16 protein-coding genes are annotated in these 14,509 nt (G+C 70.8%); 14 read left to right on the forward strand and 2 right to left on the reverse strand.

The genetic code is table 11. The features are described 5' to 3' along the window. Nucleotides 1-51: 51 nt before the first annotated feature. Genes AB3M83_RS03600 through AB3M83_RS03610 form a run of 3 tightly spaced genes read left to right on the forward strand, consistent with a single transcriptional unit; the run spans nt 52 to nt 3,224 of the window. A complete protein-coding gene (locus AB3M83_RS03600; protein WP_412945195.1) occupies nt 52-1,032 on the forward strand; it encodes a Bug family tripartite tricarboxylate transporter substrate binding protein in 981 nt (326 codons plus the stop codon). Continuing rightward, nucleotides 1,029-1,652 (forward strand): tripartite tricarboxylate transporter TctB family protein, encoded by a 624-nt coding sequence (locus AB3M83_RS03605; protein ID WP_412945196.1) that lies wholly within the window; start codon nt 1,029-1,031, stop codon nt 1,650-1,652. Before AB3M83_RS03600 ends, AB3M83_RS03605 begins: the two co-directional genes overlap by 4 nt. 3 nt (nt 1,653-1,655) lie before the next feature. Beyond that, nucleotides 1,656-3,224, forward strand: coding sequence for a tripartite tricarboxylate transporter permease (locus AB3M83_RS03610; protein ID WP_412945198.1), 1,569 nt, complete (start codon nt 1,656-1,658; stop codon nt 3,222-3,224). A gap of 13 nt (nt 3,225-3,237) precedes the next feature. Here the strand turns inward: AB3M83_RS03610 and AB3M83_RS03615 are convergent, their stop codons facing one another. Next, a complete protein-coding gene (locus tag AB3M83_RS03615; RefSeq protein WP_412945199.1) occupies nt 3,238-3,699 on the reverse strand; it encodes a hypothetical protein in 462 nt (153 codons plus the stop codon). An 89-nt stretch (nt 3,700-3,788) separates the two neighbouring features. Between AB3M83_RS03615 and AB3M83_RS03620 the strand changes: the two genes are divergently transcribed. From AB3M83_RS03620 to AB3M83_RS03665, 10 genes are all read left to right on the forward strand, one after another. Then, nucleotides 3,789-4,778 carry a hypothetical protein gene (locus AB3M83_RS03620; protein ID WP_412945201.1) on the forward strand — a complete coding sequence of 330 codons (990 nt, stop codon included), beginning with the start codon at nt 3,789-3,791 and terminating at the stop codon, nt 4,776-4,778. A gap of 39 nt (nt 4,779-4,817) precedes the next feature. After that, nucleotides 4,818-5,450, forward strand: coding sequence for a phosphoribosyltransferase (locus AB3M83_RS03625; protein ID WP_412945203.1), 633 nt, complete (start codon nt 4,818-4,820; stop codon nt 5,448-5,450). Nucleotides 5,451-5,545: 95 nt separating this feature from the next. Then, on the forward strand, nt 5,546-6,814 hold the full coding sequence (locus AB3M83_RS03630) for an ABC transporter substrate-binding protein (protein ID WP_412945205.1): 1,269 nt from the start codon (nt 5,546-5,548) through the stop codon (nt 6,812-6,814). 14 nt (nt 6,815-6,828) lie between these two features. Further along, on the forward strand, nt 6,829-7,731 hold the full coding sequence (locus AB3M83_RS03635) for a carbohydrate ABC transporter permease (RefSeq protein ID WP_412945206.1): 903 nt from the start codon (nt 6,829-6,831) through the stop codon (nt 7,729-7,731). 83 nt (nt 7,732-7,814) lie between these two features. After that, nucleotides 7,815-8,642: a carbohydrate ABC transporter permease gene (locus AB3M83_RS03640; RefSeq protein WP_412945971.1), complete on the forward strand. Its 828-nt coding sequence runs from the start codon at nt 7,815-7,817 to the stop codon at nt 8,640-8,642. A gap of 12 nt (nt 8,643-8,654) precedes the next feature. After that, a complete protein-coding gene (locus tag AB3M83_RS03645) occupies nt 8,655-9,041 on the forward strand; it encodes a DUF1304 domain-containing protein (protein WP_412945208.1) in 387 nt (128 codons plus the stop codon). A 73-nt stretch (nt 9,042-9,114) separates the two neighbouring features. Beyond that, nucleotides 9,115-10,236 carry a Gfo/Idh/MocA family protein gene (locus tag AB3M83_RS03650; protein WP_412945210.1) on the forward strand — a complete coding sequence of 374 codons (1,122 nt, stop codon included), beginning with the start codon at nt 9,115-9,117 and terminating at the stop codon, nt 10,234-10,236. Beyond that, the gene (locus tag AB3M83_RS03655; protein WP_412945212.1) at nt 10,233-11,138 is read left to right on the forward strand and encodes a DUF6807 domain-containing protein; all 906 of its coding nucleotides are present in this window, start codon (nt 10,233-10,235) and stop codon (nt 11,136-11,138) included. Before AB3M83_RS03650 ends, AB3M83_RS03655 begins: the two co-directional genes overlap by 4 nt. Further along, on the forward strand, nt 11,135-11,842 hold the full coding sequence (locus AB3M83_RS03660) for a cupin domain-containing protein (protein ID WP_412945213.1): 708 nt from the start codon (nt 11,135-11,137) through the stop codon (nt 11,840-11,842). Before AB3M83_RS03655 ends, AB3M83_RS03660 begins: the two co-directional genes overlap by 4 nt. 47 nt (nt 11,843-11,889) lie before the next feature. Beyond that, the gene (locus AB3M83_RS03665) at nt 11,890-12,564 is read left to right on the forward strand and encodes a ThuA domain-containing protein (RefSeq protein ID WP_412945215.1); all 675 of its coding nucleotides are present in this window, start codon (nt 11,890-11,892) and stop codon (nt 12,562-12,564) included. A gap of 4 nt (nt 12,565-12,568) precedes the next feature. On the opposite strand, the gene AB3M83_RS03670 is transcribed toward AB3M83_RS03665, so the two are convergent. Continuing rightward, on the reverse strand, nt 12,569-13,219 hold the full coding sequence (locus AB3M83_RS03670) for a prolyl oligopeptidase family serine peptidase (protein ID WP_412945216.1): 651 nt from the start codon (nt 13,217-13,219) through the stop codon (nt 12,569-12,571). Nucleotides 13,220-13,352: 133 nt separating this feature from the next. On the opposite strand from AB3M83_RS03670, the gene AB3M83_RS03675 reads away from it, so the two are divergent. Next, nucleotides 13,353-14,498, forward strand: coding sequence for a zinc-dependent alcohol dehydrogenase (locus tag AB3M83_RS03675; RefSeq protein WP_412945217.1), 1,146 nt, complete (start codon nt 13,353-13,355; stop codon nt 14,496-14,498). Nucleotides 14,499-14,509 lie beyond the last annotated feature (11 nt).

Consider the following 14,509-nt stretch of genomic DNA (forward strand, 5'->3'; position numbering starts at 1 on the left):
AGCAACCCTAGCCGCCGTATCCCGCTGTATCCACGTAACGATGGGGTTACCTTGGCCAGAATTCTCCGCAGAACAGCGCTTGCCGTCGTCGTCGCGGTCACCGCGGCATTCGCCTTCGCCAACGCCATCTCGACGTCGTCGCAGGCGACGGTCCGCTCGAGCCTGACTCTGCTCGCCCCGGCGGCACCGGGCGGTGGATGGGACGGCTTCGCACGCACGACGCAGCAGTCGCTGCGAACCGACGGTGTCGTCGCGAACGTGCAGGTCGTCAACGTGCCGGGCGCCGCCGGGACCATCGGTCTCTCGCAGTTCGTCCAGATGGACGGCCGCAACGACATCCTCATGGCGACCGGCGGCGTGATGGTCGGCGGCATCTCCGTGTCGAAGCCCGCGGAGTCGTTCGAGGACGTGACGCTCATCGCGCGCGTCGCGGACGACTACACCGCCCTCGTCGTTCCCGCCTCGAGCGACATCGAGACGCTGGACGACTTCATCGAGGTGTGGCAGGCGGATCCCACGGGCACGTCGTTCGCGGGCGGCTCGCTCGGATCGATCGACCACCTCGTCACCGGCCTGCTCGCGCGTGAGGTCGGGATCGACCCGGCCGACGCCAACTACATCGCCTACTCCGGGGGCGGAGACGCACTGAGCGCCATGCTCTCCGGCACCACCACCGCGGGGATCTCCGGGTACAACGAAGTCTCCGGGCAGATCGAGGCGGGGCAGCTGCGCCTCCTCGCCATCTCCGCTCCCGAGCCCGTGGCGGGCATCGACACCACGACCTTCCGGGACGCCGGCTACGACGTCGCGATGACCAACTGGCGCGGCTACGTGGCACCTCCCGGGATCACGGATGCGGAGCGCGACGAGCTTCTCGCCATCCTGACCGAGATGCGGGAGTCGGCGACGTGGCGGGACGCGCTCGAGCGCAACTCGTGGACCGATTCCTGGCTCACCGGGGCGGAGTTCGACGACTTCGTGCGGGACGAGCAGGAGACCGCCGACGCCATCGTGAAGGAGCTCGGACTATGACGACGACGCCTGTTCCCCCCACCCCGTCGCGGCGCCGCACGATCCGGTGGGGTGACATCCTCATCGGCGGCATCGGCCTCGCGATCGCCGCGGTCCTCTTCGCCGGGTCCGCCACGATGGAGGTCCGCGGGCAAGCCGTGCCCGGGCCGCAGTTCTTCCCCGTCGTGGTCGGCATCCTCCTCGCCGTCACCAGCGGCTTCCTCCTCATCCGGGCAGCCATCCCCGCGAAGCGGGTGGAGGAGAGCGCCGAACTGGCCCCGGACGTCTCGCGGGAGCTGCTGCGGGACGTGTCCCGTGCGGACACCCAGCTCATCCAGCTGAAGCAGGCCCACCGGAAGAAGGCCGCCGCTCCGCCTCGCGAGGACGCCGAGCCGTCGGACCTGGACTGGAAGGCCCTCGGCATCACCGCCGCGTCCGTCGCGGGCTACATCCTCCTCCTCCCGGTGCTCGGGTGGATCATCGGCTGCACCCTGCTCTTCGCGGCGATCGCGTTCGCGTTCGGCTCGAAGCGCATCGGATTCAATCTGGCGATCGGCCTGCTGATCGGCTCGATCGTCCAACTCGTCTTCAGTGGGCTGCTCGGCCTCGCGCTCCCCGCCGGCTTCCTCGGAGGGATCTGACCCATGGAACAGTTCGACCTGCTGATGCAGGGATTCGCATCGGCCATCACCCCCATGAACATGCTCTGGGTCCTGCTCGGGGCGATCATGGGCACAGCCGTCGGCGTGCTGCCCGGCCTGGGGTCCTCGATGGCCGTGGCGCTGCTGCTGCCGGTGACGTTCAGCCTCGATCCCGTCGCCGCCTTCATCATGTTCGCGGGCATCTACTTCGGCGGCATGTTCGGCGACTCGACCGCGGCGATCCTCCTCAACACGCCGGGACAGTCGTCGGCGATCGCCTCCACGTTCGAGGGGCACCGACTGGCCCTGCACGGCAAGGCCGGCCAGGCGCTGGCGACCGCCGCCATCGGCGCCTTCGTCGGCGGACTGCTCGCCACGATGCTGACGGTCTTCCTCATCCCGTACCTCACCGCGCTGGCCACAGTGTTCGGCCCGGCCGAGTACTTCGCGCTCGCCGTCTTCGCGTTCCTCGCGGTGTCGAGCGTCGTGTCGGAGTCGGTCGTCAAGGGTCTCATCGCCCTCGGCATCGGGCTCGCGCTCACGATGGTCGGGATCGACGGCCCGTCCGGCACCGAGCGGTTCACCTTCGGCGTCCCCGAGCTCCTCGACGGATTCTCGATCGTCACCATCACGGTCGGCCTCCTCGCCCTGGGCGAGGTGCTGACGATGGCGTCGACCGTCCGCAGCGGGCCGCCGCAGCGCCTCCCGCAGCAGCGCGCCGCGCTCAGCTGGCGTCAGTTCCGGTTCGCCCTCCCGGCCTGGCTTCGGGGAACGGCGTTCGGTCTGCCTTTCGGCATCATCCCGGTCGGCGGAGCCGAGGTGCCCACCTTCCTCGCGTACGGCACGGAGAAGTCGCTCGCGAAGCGGCGCGGGGACAAGACGTTCGGCACGACCGGTTCGCTGCGCGGGCTGGCGGCCCCCGAAGCAGCGGGCAACGCCACCACCGGCACCGCCATGGGGACCCTCCTCGCGCTGGGTCTGCCGGTGTCCTCCACGGCGGCGATCATGCTCGCCGCCTTCCAGCAGTACGGCCTCCAGCCCGGGCCCCTCCTCTTCACGAACAACGCCGATCTCGTGTGGACGCTCCTCGCGTCGCTCTTCATCGGCCTGGCGGTCCTCCTGCTTCTGAACCTCTTCCTCGCGAGCTGGTGGGGCAAGCTGCTGGAGGTGCCGAACCACTACCTGTACGCCGGCATCACCGTCCTCGCCGTCCTCGGCGTCTACGCCGTCGGCTCGTCGACCGCCGACCTGTGGGTCCTGTTCGGCGTCGGCATCCTGGGCTTCGTGATGCGGCGCTTCCGTGTGCCGGTTGCTCCGGTGATGATCGCCGTCGTGCTCGGTCCGCTCGCGGAGACGGAGCTCCGCCGGGCGCTCGCCGTCTCGGAGGGCGACGTCGCGATCCTGTGGGGGTCCCCCTTCACCATCGGGCTGTACATCGTGCTCGCGGTGGGGCTCGTCGTCTCGGCGGTGCAGCATCTGCGTCATCGCCGCCGCGATGCCCGGGAGGCGCGCACCCAGGAGATCGGTGTCGTGCCGGACCGGGACGCGGATCAGAACACGCCCGTCTCCTAACGGTCCGTCGCCGTCAGCGGAACCACCTGCCCGTGATCGCGCCCTTGCGGTGATGCATGCGCCCGCCGTCGATCGGCGCCGTCTCATGGCCGACCAGCTCGTGCACCCACGGCGGCTGCTGGTCGATCGACACCGACCCGACGCCCGACGTGAAGTACGCCGCGACCGGCGGGCTCGAGACGAACGCCGCAGACAGCACCGGTGCGCTGCGGCAGGTCACCAGGGCGCTGCGCGCGTGCAGATTCCGCATCCGTGCGGCGAACCGCTCCGGGTCGTCGGCATCCGGATCCTGCTGCTCCACCGGCAGCTGCGCCCCCAGCTCGGCGAGGAGCCGATGCCGCTCCGGCGCCGGGAGACGGGCGAAGGCGGCGGCGTAGGCCCTGTCGGCGACACCGGACGGCACGTTGCCCAGGATGTAGGCGTATCGGGCGATCTGCTCGTCGTCGCTGATCGGGGGGAGGCGGTGCTTCTTCACGGTTCTCCTACGGACGGCGCCAGGATACGCCGGCCCCCGGGCTCCGTCGAGTGTGCCGCCGCGGACCGCGTCGTCGCAGAGGATGATGGGTGGAGATGATCCACGACTTCACCGACTTCCTCACCCGCGCCTCCTCCCGCGTCGCCGACAGCCGCATCGGGGGCGGGTACGCGCGGACACCCGGCGCCCGGGTGCCGGACCTCTACGGAACGGCGGCCGCCGTCGGCATCCGGCTCGCGCTCGGAGACCGGCCGTCAGGGGCCGAAGCCGGCACGCTGGCCGCAACCCTCCGCGGGTGGCAGGACGCCGACGGCCGCTTCGCCGACGCGACGCACGGCGAGATGCACCGTGCCGCCACCGCGGTGACGACGCTCCAGGTGCTGGGCGAGAAGCCCGCCACCCCGGCGTTCGTCGATCCGCTCCTGCGCGCGGACCGCGTCGCGGACGTCCTCGGCGGGCTCGACTGGGACGAGCCCTGGCTCGCGTCTCACGCGGCGGCCGGCCTGCTCGCGATCGGGCTCACCACCGGCGCCTCCGATCCCGTCGCCCGAGCCTCGTGGGTCGGCGAGTACCTCGATTGGCTCGACGACCATGCGGACCCCGTCACCGGGCTGTGGCTCACCGGCCGGATGGGACGCCTCGAGGACGCCCCGGGACTGTTCGGCAACCTGGGGTGCGCCTTCCACCTGCACTTCCTCTACGAGAAGGTCGGCCGCCCCTGGCCGAGACCCGACGGCGTGATCGACGTCGGGCTCACGCTGTTCCGCCACGCCGCCGTCGTCCTGCCGGCGGATCCGGGTGATCCCGACGACTGGGGGTTCCGGCAGCTCGACTGGGCCTACTCGGTGGGCCGTGCGGCGCGCTGCGGTCACCGCACCCCGGCGGTCGCCGAGGCGTTCGCCGACCTCGCCCGGCACGCCGCGACAGCGCTCGCCGCGCCGACGTCCACCGACGGCGATCTGCACGTCGTGCAGGCGCGGGTGGGTCTCGTCGCCGAACTGGCGCACCTGCTCCCGGACGCCGTGGCCTCGCACGGTGCGACGCTCACCCCGATCGTCGACCGGCGCCCCTTCATCTGAGCGGTGCCGCGACGCGCTCGGACGTGGCAGGCTTCCGGCATGTTCGCGCATCGTCCGGATGCCGGGCGGCGGCTCGGCCGGCACCTCGCAGAGCGGGGTGTCGTCGCCGCGATGGTCTTCGGGCTGCCGCGAGGCGGCGTCCCGGTGGCCGCGGAGGTGGCTCGGGTGCTCCGCCTGCCGCTCGACGTGATCGTCGTCCGGAAGCTCGGCCTGCCCGCCGCGCCCGAGGTCGCCATGGGGGCGATCGCGGAAGGCGGCATCCGGGTCGTCGACGACGATCTGATCCGGCGCGCCGGCGTCACCCCTGCCGCACTGCGCGATGTCGAACGACGCGAGCGGGACGAGCTCGAGCGGCGCGCGGCGGCGGTTCGCGCCCATCGCCCCGCGCGCCCGGACCTGGGCGGCCGCACGGTCCTCGTCGTCGACGACGGCATCGCGACCGGTGCGACGGCGTCCGCGGCGTGCCGGTACGCCCGGGATGAGGGCGCCGCCCGGGTCATCGTCGCGGCCCCGATCGGCCCCCGGGACGCAGCCTGCCTGATCGTGGCGGCCGACGAGGTGATCTGTCTCGCTCAGCCCCGATCGTTCCGCGCCGTCGGCGAGTGGTACGAGGACTTCGCGCCGACGTCGGATGCCGAGGTCGTCCGGCTGCTGGCCGGCACGGTCGGCTGAATCGATGGAGGCCGGGGCGCAACGGTGTTGACGCCGCGTCCCAGGTGAGCCATCATCCCCATCAATCCCACGGACGCCGATGTCCGGAGAAGGAGGTGACCGTGTCGACGACGCGGATGCGGCGGGTCCTCGCGGCCGGTGCCGTTCTCGCCCTCGGAGCGTCGGTGCTCGCCGGCTGCTCGGCGGACGGCAAGGAGACGGTGCGCTTCGCCTTCAGCAAGCGCGAAGCCTTCGAGATCGTCCGCGAGATGGTGAGCACCTACAACGCGCAGAGCGACGACGTCCGGGTCATCCTCGACACCTCGGGTGTCGACACGACCTCCGCGGGCTTCGTGCGGGGCAACCCGCCCGACATCTCGCTCGCGAACTACAACATGGAGACGTCCCGCTTCGTCGAGCGGTGCGCCCTCACCGACCTCTCGGACACCGAGGCGGCGCAGACCATCCGCGAGGACCTCAGCGTCCTGATGGATCAGTACGGCTCGTGCGAGGACCGGACGAGCGCCCTGCCGTACTCGATCATGGCGTCCTCGGTCGTCTACAACATGGACATCTTCGAGGAGGTGGGCGTCGAGGTCCCGACCACGTGGGACGAGCTCATCGAGGTGTGCGAGACGCTCGCGGATGCCGACGTCACGCCCTTCTACGGGACGTTCAAGGATCCGTGGACCATCGGGCAGGGCTGGTACGACTACGCGGTCGGCGGGTCCATCGACGTGGTCGGGTTCTATGAGGCGCTGGACGAGGAGGGGACCGAGGTCGGTCCCGACTCGGAGGTCTCGTTCGAGAAGGATCACCTCGAACCCGTCGAGCGGATGATGGAGCTCGCCTCCACGTACACGAACCCGGATGCGGGGAGTATCGGGTACAACGACGGGAACACCGCCTTCGTGAACGGCGACGCCGCGATGTACCTGCAGGGGCCGTGGGCGATCTCCGAGCTGCTCCGCGCGGAGGATCCGCCCCGGATCGGCACGTTCCCCCTGCCGATGACCGACGACCCCGACGACCTCAAGGTGCGCGTCAACGTCGACCTCGCCGCCTGGATCCCGGTCGACTCCCGTCATCAGGAGGCCGCCCGCGACTTCCTCGAGTTCCTCTTCCTGCCCGAGAACATCGAGGCCTACAACGAGTCGCAGCTCGGGTTCACGCCCACCGAGGATGCCCCGCCGCCGTCACAGCCGGAGGTGGAGGGCATGGTGCCGTTCTACGAGGACGGGCGCTACTACCAGGGGCCGTCGGTGCTCGTCCCGCAGACGATCCCGTTCTTCAACTACACGCAGGCGATCGCGCTCGGAGACGACCCGGCGCAGGTCCTGCGCACGATCGACGCCGACTGGGCACGCCTGGCGTTCCGCCAGTAGACGAGGGAGTCCGCATGGCCACCACCACGATCGTCACGCAGGGCAAGCGCCCGAAGAGCATGCGGCGCACGGAGCCGATCTACTACCTGTTCCTGGTGCCGGCGCTGGTGCTGTTCACCCTCGCGATCACCGTGCCCGCCCTCATCGGGATCTTCTTCAGCTTCACCAACTCGATCGGCATCGGCGAGTGGGAGTTCACCGGCTTCCGCAACTACATCGCGATGTTCGGCGACCCCGCGATCCTGCAGAGCTATCTGTTCACGTTCGGCTTCTCCATCGTGACGGTGATCCTCGTGAACGCCATCGCCTTCCTGCTCGCCGTCGGGCTGACGGCCCGCATCCGGCTGAAGATGCCGCTGCGGGCCGTCTTCGTCATCCCGATGGTGGTCTCCGGCATCATCATCGCCTACGTCTTCAACTTCCTGTTCTCGCGCTCGGTCCCGGCCCTCGGGGCGGCGACGGGCGTCTCCTGGCTCGAGACGAGCCTCCTCGCCAACCCCGACCTCGCGTGGCTCGCGATCGTCGTCGTGACCGCGTGGCAGGCGGTGCCGAGCGCGCTGCTCATCTACATCGCCGGCATCCTCTCGATCCCCGGCGACGTGTACGAGGCGGCATCCGTGGACGGCGCGACGAAGCGCCAGCAGCTGCTGCGCATCACCGTGCCGCTCGTGTTCGGCTACGTCGTGATCAACGTGATCCTCGGCTTCAAGAACTTCCTGAACTCGTACGACATCATCATCGGCCTGACCGACGGCGGCCCGGGAACGGCCACCCGCAGCGTCGCGATGACCATCATCAGCGGCTTCACCGGCGGCGACTACGCGTACCAGATGGCGAACGCGACGCTCTTTTTGATCGTCGCCATCGTCGTGTCGCTGCTGCAACTCTCCATGACCCGCGGAAGGAGGGGCCTCTGATGTCCGTCAACACCGCGGCGCAGCCCCCGTTCACCTCGACCCGCGAGGACCGTGTCGACAAGCCGCGCCGGCAGGGCCGCGGCATGCGCGGGGAGCGCTACAACTGGTCGACGACCATCCTCCTGCTGCTGTGCGCGGTCACCGTGCTGCTGCCGCTGTACGTGACCGTCACGATGGCGTTCAAAACCCGCGGGCAGTCGACCGACGGCAACGCCTTCTCGTGGCCCGCGCCGATCAGCTTCGACGGCTTCGTCGAGGCGTGGAACCTGACGAACTTCCCGGTCGGCGCGCTGATGAGCCTGCTCGTGACGGCCGGCACCGTCATCGCGACGATCCTGCTCGCCGCGTTCGCCTCCTACGCGATCGTGCGCAACTGGGACAAGCGGTTCTTCCGCTGGTCGTTCTTCTACCTCCTCGCCGCCATGTTCATCCCGTTCCCCGTCGTGGCACTGCCGCAGATCCAGCTGACCGGGCGCTTCGGACTCGACAACCCGGGCGGTGTCGTCCTCCTCGCGACGATGTTCCAGCTGAGCTTCAGCGTGCTGCTGTTCACGGCGTTCCTGCGGTCGATCCCCATCGAGCTCGAGGAGAGCGCGCGCATCGACGGCGCGACGACGTGGCAGACCTTCTGGCGGCTCATCTTCCCATTGCTGGCGCCGATGAGCGCGACGGTGGGGATCTTCGCGTTCCTCTACGCGTGGAACGACTTCATGATGCCGTCGCTCATCATCTCCGACCCGGCGCTGCAGACGCTGCCGGTGCGGCAGAACCTGTTCCAGACGCAGTTCAGCAACAACTACAACGTGTCGTTCGCGTCGTACCTCATGGCGATGGCACCCGCGGTGATCGCCTACCTGTTCACGCAGCGCTGGGTGATGGAGGGGGTCACGCAGGGCGCCCTGAAAGGCTGAGAGGATGACATCGTGACCATCCTGGGGCTCGTGCTCGCGGCCGTCGCCGCGGCGATCCACGTCTACGTCTTCGTCCTCGAGTCGCTGGTCTGGACGGGTGCGGCGGCGCGGCGGACGTTCGGACTGACCCGCGAGAGTGCCGAGATCACCAAGCCGCTCGCGTTCAATCAGGGCTTCTACAACCTGTTCCTCGTGGTGGAGATCGTGGTCGGCATCGTCCTCGTCGCGCTCGGGCAGAAGGCGATCGGGCTGACGCTCGTCTTCGTCGGAACCGGCTCGATGGTCGCCGCCGGACTGGTGCTCGTGCTGTCCGACCGGACGAAGGCGCGCGCCGCGCTCGTCCAGCTGGTGCCGCCGCTCCTCGGGATCATCGCGCTCGTCGTCGGCCTCGCCGCCTGATCCGCGTCGATGGCAGTGCTGCCGGGCGGTGGGTAGCCTCGCAAGTCGTGAACGTCACCGAGTGAGGAGCAGCATGCCCCGACCCATCCGAGCAGCCATCATCGGCACCGGCGCCATCGCGCACGCGCACGCGGAGGCCATGGCGGCGCTGGCGCCCCGCATCGACCTCGTCGCGGTCGTCGACCTCGACCCGGCACGCGCACAGGCGTTCGCCGACGCGTACGGCGAGGCCGTCCACGTCCACCCCGACGCGGCCGCGCTGTTCGCCGCGGAGGAGCTCGACCTGGTGTCGGTGTGCACGCCCCCGCAGACGCACGTGCCCCTGGCGATCACGGCGCTCCGCGCCGGCGTGCCGGCTCTCGTCGAGAAGCCGACCGCGCTCAGCCTCGCCGAGATGGACGAGCTCGTGGCCGTGTCCCAGGAGACGGGCGTCCCCGCCCTCACCGTCTTCCAGCACCGCTACGGCGCCGCCGGCATCCGCCTCGCGCGCCTCGCCGGTGACGGCGTCCTCGGACGGCCGCTCGTCGCGACGTGCGACACCCTGTGGCGCCGGGGTCCGGAGTACTTCGCGCTGCCGTGGCGCGGCACGTGGCACATCGAGGGCGGCGGTCCCACCATGGGACACGGCATCCACCAGTTCGACCTGCTGCTCGCGGTCCTCGGCCCCTGGTCGAGACTCACCGCGTTCGCCGCGCGCCAGGCGCTCCCGACCGACACCGAGGACGTCTCGATGGCTCTCGTCGAGTTCGACAACGGAGCCCTCGCGAGCGTCGTCAACTCGATCGTCTCGCCGCGCGAGACGTCGCGCCTGCGGTTCGACTTCGAGTACGCCACGGTCGAGGTCGAGCATCTCTACGGGTACACGGAGGCGGACTGGACCTTCACTCCCGCGCCCGGGCACGAGCATCTCGCGGAGCACTGGCACGCCGCGCCATCCGACCACCCGAGCGGGCACCGCGATCAGATCGCGGCGATCCTCGACGCGTTCGCGGCGGGGGAGCGGCCCGGCGTCGCCGTCGAGGACGCGCGCCGTACGCTGGAGTTCGCGGCGGCGACCTACGCCTCGGCGTTCCGAGGGCGTCCCGTCCGTGCCGGCGAGATCACGGCGGACGACCCGTTCGCCCGCTCCATGGACGGCGGCGCGGTGCCGTGGCCCCCGGCCGACGCCGCAGACCAGAAGGAGTCCGCACGATGACGCAGCCCGCACCGACGATCACCGTCGGAGAGACGGACCTGGTGGTCGCCGCCGGCGGCGTCGAGCTGTTCCGCTACGTCTTCGTCCCCGACTCGCCGCAGCTCGAGTCGCCCAAGCCCTACCTCGACCCGATCCGGACGCGCGCCGGCCACGTCGTGAGCCTGTTCCGGCCGTGGGACCACGTCTGGCACAAGGGCATCGCGTGGTCGCTGCCGGTCGTCGACCACGAGAACTTCTGGGGCGGCCCGACCTACCTCCGGGATGAGGGCTACCGTCAGCTGCCCAACAACGGCACCCAGCAGCACCGCGCGGTGCGGCAGGCGGAGACCGTGGCGGGCGTCGCGCGCTTCCGGCACGCGCTGGACTGGGTGACCGAGGGCGGCGCCCGGATCTTCACCGAGGAGCGGGGCCTGTCCGCCCGCGTCCTCTCCGACGACGTCTGGGCGCTGACCGTCGAGCTGGCCATGACGAACGTGACGGATGCCGCCATCCGCATCGGCTCGCCGACCACGAAGGGCCGGGACAATGCCGGCTACGGCGGACTCTTCTGGCGCGGGCCGAGGTCGTTCACCGACGGGCGGCTCGTGACGGCGGACGGCGAGGGGACGGGAGGCGACGTCCGTGGGCAGCGCCACGAGTGGATGGGATTCGTCGGTCGCCATGACGTCATCGACGAGACGTCCCTCGTCCTCATGCTCGACGCCGCCGAGAACCCGTGCCACCCGCCGCAGTGGTTCGCGCGGTCCGAGGAGTTCGCCGGCCTGAACCCGGCGCCCTTCTTCAGCGAGGAGTTCGAGATCGGATCCGGCGACACGGCCACCTTCCGCTACGTCGTGGGGATCGCCGACGGCGACGGTGCGCAGGCGGCGGACCTGGCCGACCGGCTCCGCCCGCTGCGATGACCTCGTCCCCGCTCTTCCCCGGCGGCGTTGCGCTGAGCGACCTGCAGGTCTACGACTGGGCGGCGGCGGACGGATGCCGGGGCGGCACCCCGCACCTGCACACGGCCTCGAGCGAGGGCTACGTGGTCATCGGCGGGACCGGCTCGGTGCAGACCGTGTCCTCGAGCGGCGTCGAGGAGCATCCGCTCGCCGTCGGCGACATCGTCTGGTTCAGTCCCGGCACGGTGCACCGGCTCGTCAACGACGGCGATCTCCGGCTGCTGGTCGCGATGTCGAACGCGGGTCTGCCGGAAGCCGGCGACGCGGTCCTCACCTTTCCGTCGGACATCCTGCGGGACCCCGACGCGTACGCCGCCGCCGCGGCGCTCGACGACGTAGCCGGACGCGAGGCATCCGCCCGAGCACGTCGCGATCTCGCCCTGGCGGGATTCGAGGCGCTGCGTGCCGGCGGGCCGGGCGCTCTCGCGCAGCTCCACGCCGATGCGGCACGGATCGTGCAGGGCCGGGTGCCGCAGTGGCGCGAGATCTGGCAGGCCACCGTCGCCGCCGAGACGGCTCGGGTCGACGCCCAGCTCGATGCCCTGGCCGCCGGCGAGCCGGGCGGTCTGCGGGACGCCAGCGTGAGGCGCGCCGCCGAGCGCGGACCGGAGCGCACCCACGGCATGTGCGGCATGCTCCGCACCTGGGAGTGGCCCGCCGGCTGAGCGCCGTACGGCGATCCGCCCTGCTCGGGGTGCGACAGGATGGCATCATGACCGTCCGCACTCTGATCCTCACCGGCGAGGGCCGCTACGCCGACCCGTGGCATCCGTTCGCCGAGACCACCGACCGCCTCCGCGAGATCCTCGTCGGGGCGGGTCACGACGTCGCCGTCCGCGGCGACATCGATGCGGCCATGGCGGAACTCGGTGGCGTCGACCTGCTCGTCGTCAACGCGGGCGACCCGTGGTCGGACGGGGAGCGCGGCGCCCCGGCCGCGTCGCTCGCCGGATTCGAGGCGGCGCTCGAGCGCGGCATGGGTGTTCTCGCGATGCACTCGGCAGCCTCTTCCCTGCGCGACTACCCGAGCTGGGCGGGCGCCGTCGGGGCGATCTGGCTGCCGGAGCTCTCGTTCCACCCGCCGCACGGCGACGTCGACGTGCGCGTCGAACGGATGCCGCTGCCCGGCCTCCCCGGGGGCTTCCGCGTGCGCGACGAGAAGTACTGCGCCCTGCAGCTGACGGGACGGCGCGAGGTCGTCGCCTGGCACAGCGGCGCGGACGAGCCCGGAAGCGGGCCGGAGCCCGCCGCGTGGCGGCGCACCCTGGGGCACGCGCGCATCGCCGTCGACGTCCTCGGGCACGACGCGCGCTCGTACGACTCGGCCGGGCACCGGCGCCTCGTCGAGGCGCTCGCCGCCTGGGCCGCAGCGGCCGACGACCGCTGAGGCCTCAGCCGCCCCAGCCGTGGCTCGCGAGCCATCTCGCGCAGGCGGACGTCCAGTCGGCCGCGGTGCCGCTCTCCTCGGCGAGCCCGATCCCGTGCTCACCGCGCTCGTACACGTGCAGCTCGTAGGGCACGCGAGCCGCGGACAGCGCCGATGCCAGCAGCAGGGAGTGCGCCACCGGGACGGCATCGTCCTCGGCGGTGTGCCAGAGGAAGAACGGCGGGGCCTCGGGTGTGACGAGCCGATCGGCGGAGGTCTCGGCCCGGAGCCCGTCCGCCGCATCCGGTCCGATGAGGTTCTCACGCGAGCCCTGGTGGGTGTCGAGCTGCATCGACACGACCGGATAGGCGGTGACGGCGATGTCGACCCGCTCCGCCTCGCTCGCGCCGGGCGCCAGCGCCGCATGCGCGGCGGCGTGGCCGCCGGCGGAGAAGCCGAGCAGGCCGACCCGCTGCGCACCGCGCTCGCGCTCCGCGACCACGGCTGCCCGCACGGCGGCGAGCGGGCCGGGGTGCCGCGTCAGCACCGGGTAGCGGAACACGCTCGCGCGGATGCCCAGCCCGCGCAGCCAGTCGGCGACGGGTTCGGCCTCGTGGTCGGCGTGCATCCCGTAGCCGCCCCCGGGAAGGACGATCATGTGGTCCACCTGGGTCATCCGCCTGCCTCTCCTCGGTGCGATCCGAGCCTAGCGAGCGCCCTCTGACACGTCGCCGGGGCTCGTGCAAGCCCCTCGCGTCGACCCGTCATCCCGATGATGCTTGCGGAAGACCACCGGAGGAGGAGGACACATGAAGGCCATGGCCTACCGCGGACCGTACAAGGTCCGTGTCGACAGCAAACCCGACCCCGTGATCGAGCACCCCAACGACGCGGTCGTCCGCGTGGAGCTCGCGTCGATCTGCGGCTCGGACCTGCACCTGTATCACGGCATGATGCCCGACACCCGGGTCGGCCACACCTTCGGCCACGAGTTCATCGGCCGCGTCGAGCAGGTCGGCTCGTCGGTGCAGAACCTGTCCGTGGGGGATCGCGTCATGGTGCCCTTCAACATCTACTGCGGGTCCTGTTTCTTCTGCGCACGAGGCCTGTACTCCAACTGCCACAACGTGAACGCGAACGCGACCGCCATCGGCGGGATCTACGGCTACTCCCACACCACGGGCGGGTACGACGGCGGCCAGGCCGAGCTCGTCCGGGTGCCGTTCGCGGACGTCGGCCCGATGGTGATCCCCGAGGACATCGCCTCGGAGGACGCGCTGCTGCTCACCGACGCGTTCTCGACGGGCTACTTCGGTTCGCAGCTCGCCGACATCGTCGAGGGCGATACGGTCGTCGTCCTCGGCGCGGGTCCTGTGGGCCTGGCGGCAGCCCGCTCGTGCTGGCTCATGGGCGCCGGTCGCGTCATCGTCGTGGATCACATCGACTACCGCCTGCAGAAGGCGCGCGAGTTCGCCTTCGCCGAGACCGTGCACTTCGGCGAGGTCGACGACATCGTCCTGAAGCTCAAGCGGATGACCGACGGGCTCGGCGCGGATGCCGTGATCGACGCCGTCGGCGCCGAGGCGGACGGCCACTTCCTGCAGCACGTCACGGCCGCGAAGCTCAAGATGCAGGGCGGCTCGCCGATCGCGCTGAACTGGGCGATCGACGCCGTCCGCAAGGGCGGGACCGTCTCGGTCATGGGGGCGTACGGCCCGCTGTTCAGCGCCGTCAAGTTCGGCGACGCGATGAACAAGGGTCTGACGATCCGCGCGAACCAGGCTCCCGTCAAACGGCAGTGGCCGCGCCTGCTCGAGCACATCCGCGCCGGTCACATCGCCCCGCGCGAGCTCATCACCCACCGCTTCGATCTCGATGACATCGCCGAGGGGTACCACGTCTTCTCCTCGAAGCTCGATGGCATCATCAAGCCCGTCGTCACGTTCGGCTCCTGAGGAGGATCGAC

The organism is Microbacterium pasadenense (assembly GCF_047246565.1).
Taxonomy (GTDB): domain Bacteria; phylum Actinomycetota; class Actinomycetes; order Actinomycetales; family Microbacteriaceae; genus Microbacterium.

What these genes read in the sequence shown, in the direction of transcription:
- AB3M83_RS03675 (WP_412945217.1), top strand. Translation starts at nt 13,353, where the DNA reads ATGAAGGCCATGGCCTACCGCGGACCGTACAAGGTCCGTGTCGACAGC.
- AB3M83_RS03660 (WP_412945213.1), top strand. Translation starts at nt 11,135, where the DNA reads ATGACCTCGTCCCCGCTCTTCCCCGGCGGCGTTGCGCTGAGCGACCTG.
- AB3M83_RS03665 (WP_412945215.1), top strand. Translation starts at nt 11,890, where the DNA reads ATGACCGTCCGCACTCTGATCCTCACCGGCGAGGGCCGCTACGCCGAC.
- AB3M83_RS03640 (WP_412945971.1), top strand. Translation starts at nt 7,815, where the DNA reads ATGCGCGGGGAGCGCTACAACTGGTCGACGACCATCCTCCTGCTGCTG.
- AB3M83_RS03655 (WP_412945212.1), top strand. Translation starts at nt 10,233, where the DNA reads ATGACGCAGCCCGCACCGACGATCACCGTCGGAGAGACGGACCTGGTG.
- AB3M83_RS03670 (WP_412945216.1), bottom strand. Translation starts at nt 13,219, where the DNA reads ATGACCCAGGTGGACCACATGATCGTCCTTCCCGGGGGCGGCTACGGG.
- AB3M83_RS03625 (WP_412945203.1), top strand. Translation starts at nt 4,818, where the DNA reads ATGTTCGCGCATCGTCCGGATGCCGGGCGGCGGCTCGGCCGGCACCTC.
- AB3M83_RS03610 (WP_412945198.1), top strand. Translation starts at nt 1,656, where the DNA reads ATGGAACAGTTCGACCTGCTGATGCAGGGATTCGCATCGGCCATCACC.
- AB3M83_RS03635 (WP_412945206.1), top strand. Translation starts at nt 6,829, where the DNA reads ATGGCCACCACCACGATCGTCACGCAGGGCAAGCGCCCGAAGAGCATG.
- AB3M83_RS03605 (WP_412945196.1), top strand. Translation starts at nt 1,029, where the DNA reads ATGACGACGACGCCTGTTCCCCCCACCCCGTCGCGGCGCCGCACGATC.
- AB3M83_RS03650 (WP_412945210.1), top strand. Translation starts at nt 9,115, where the DNA reads ATGCCCCGACCCATCCGAGCAGCCATCATCGGCACCGGCGCCATCGCG.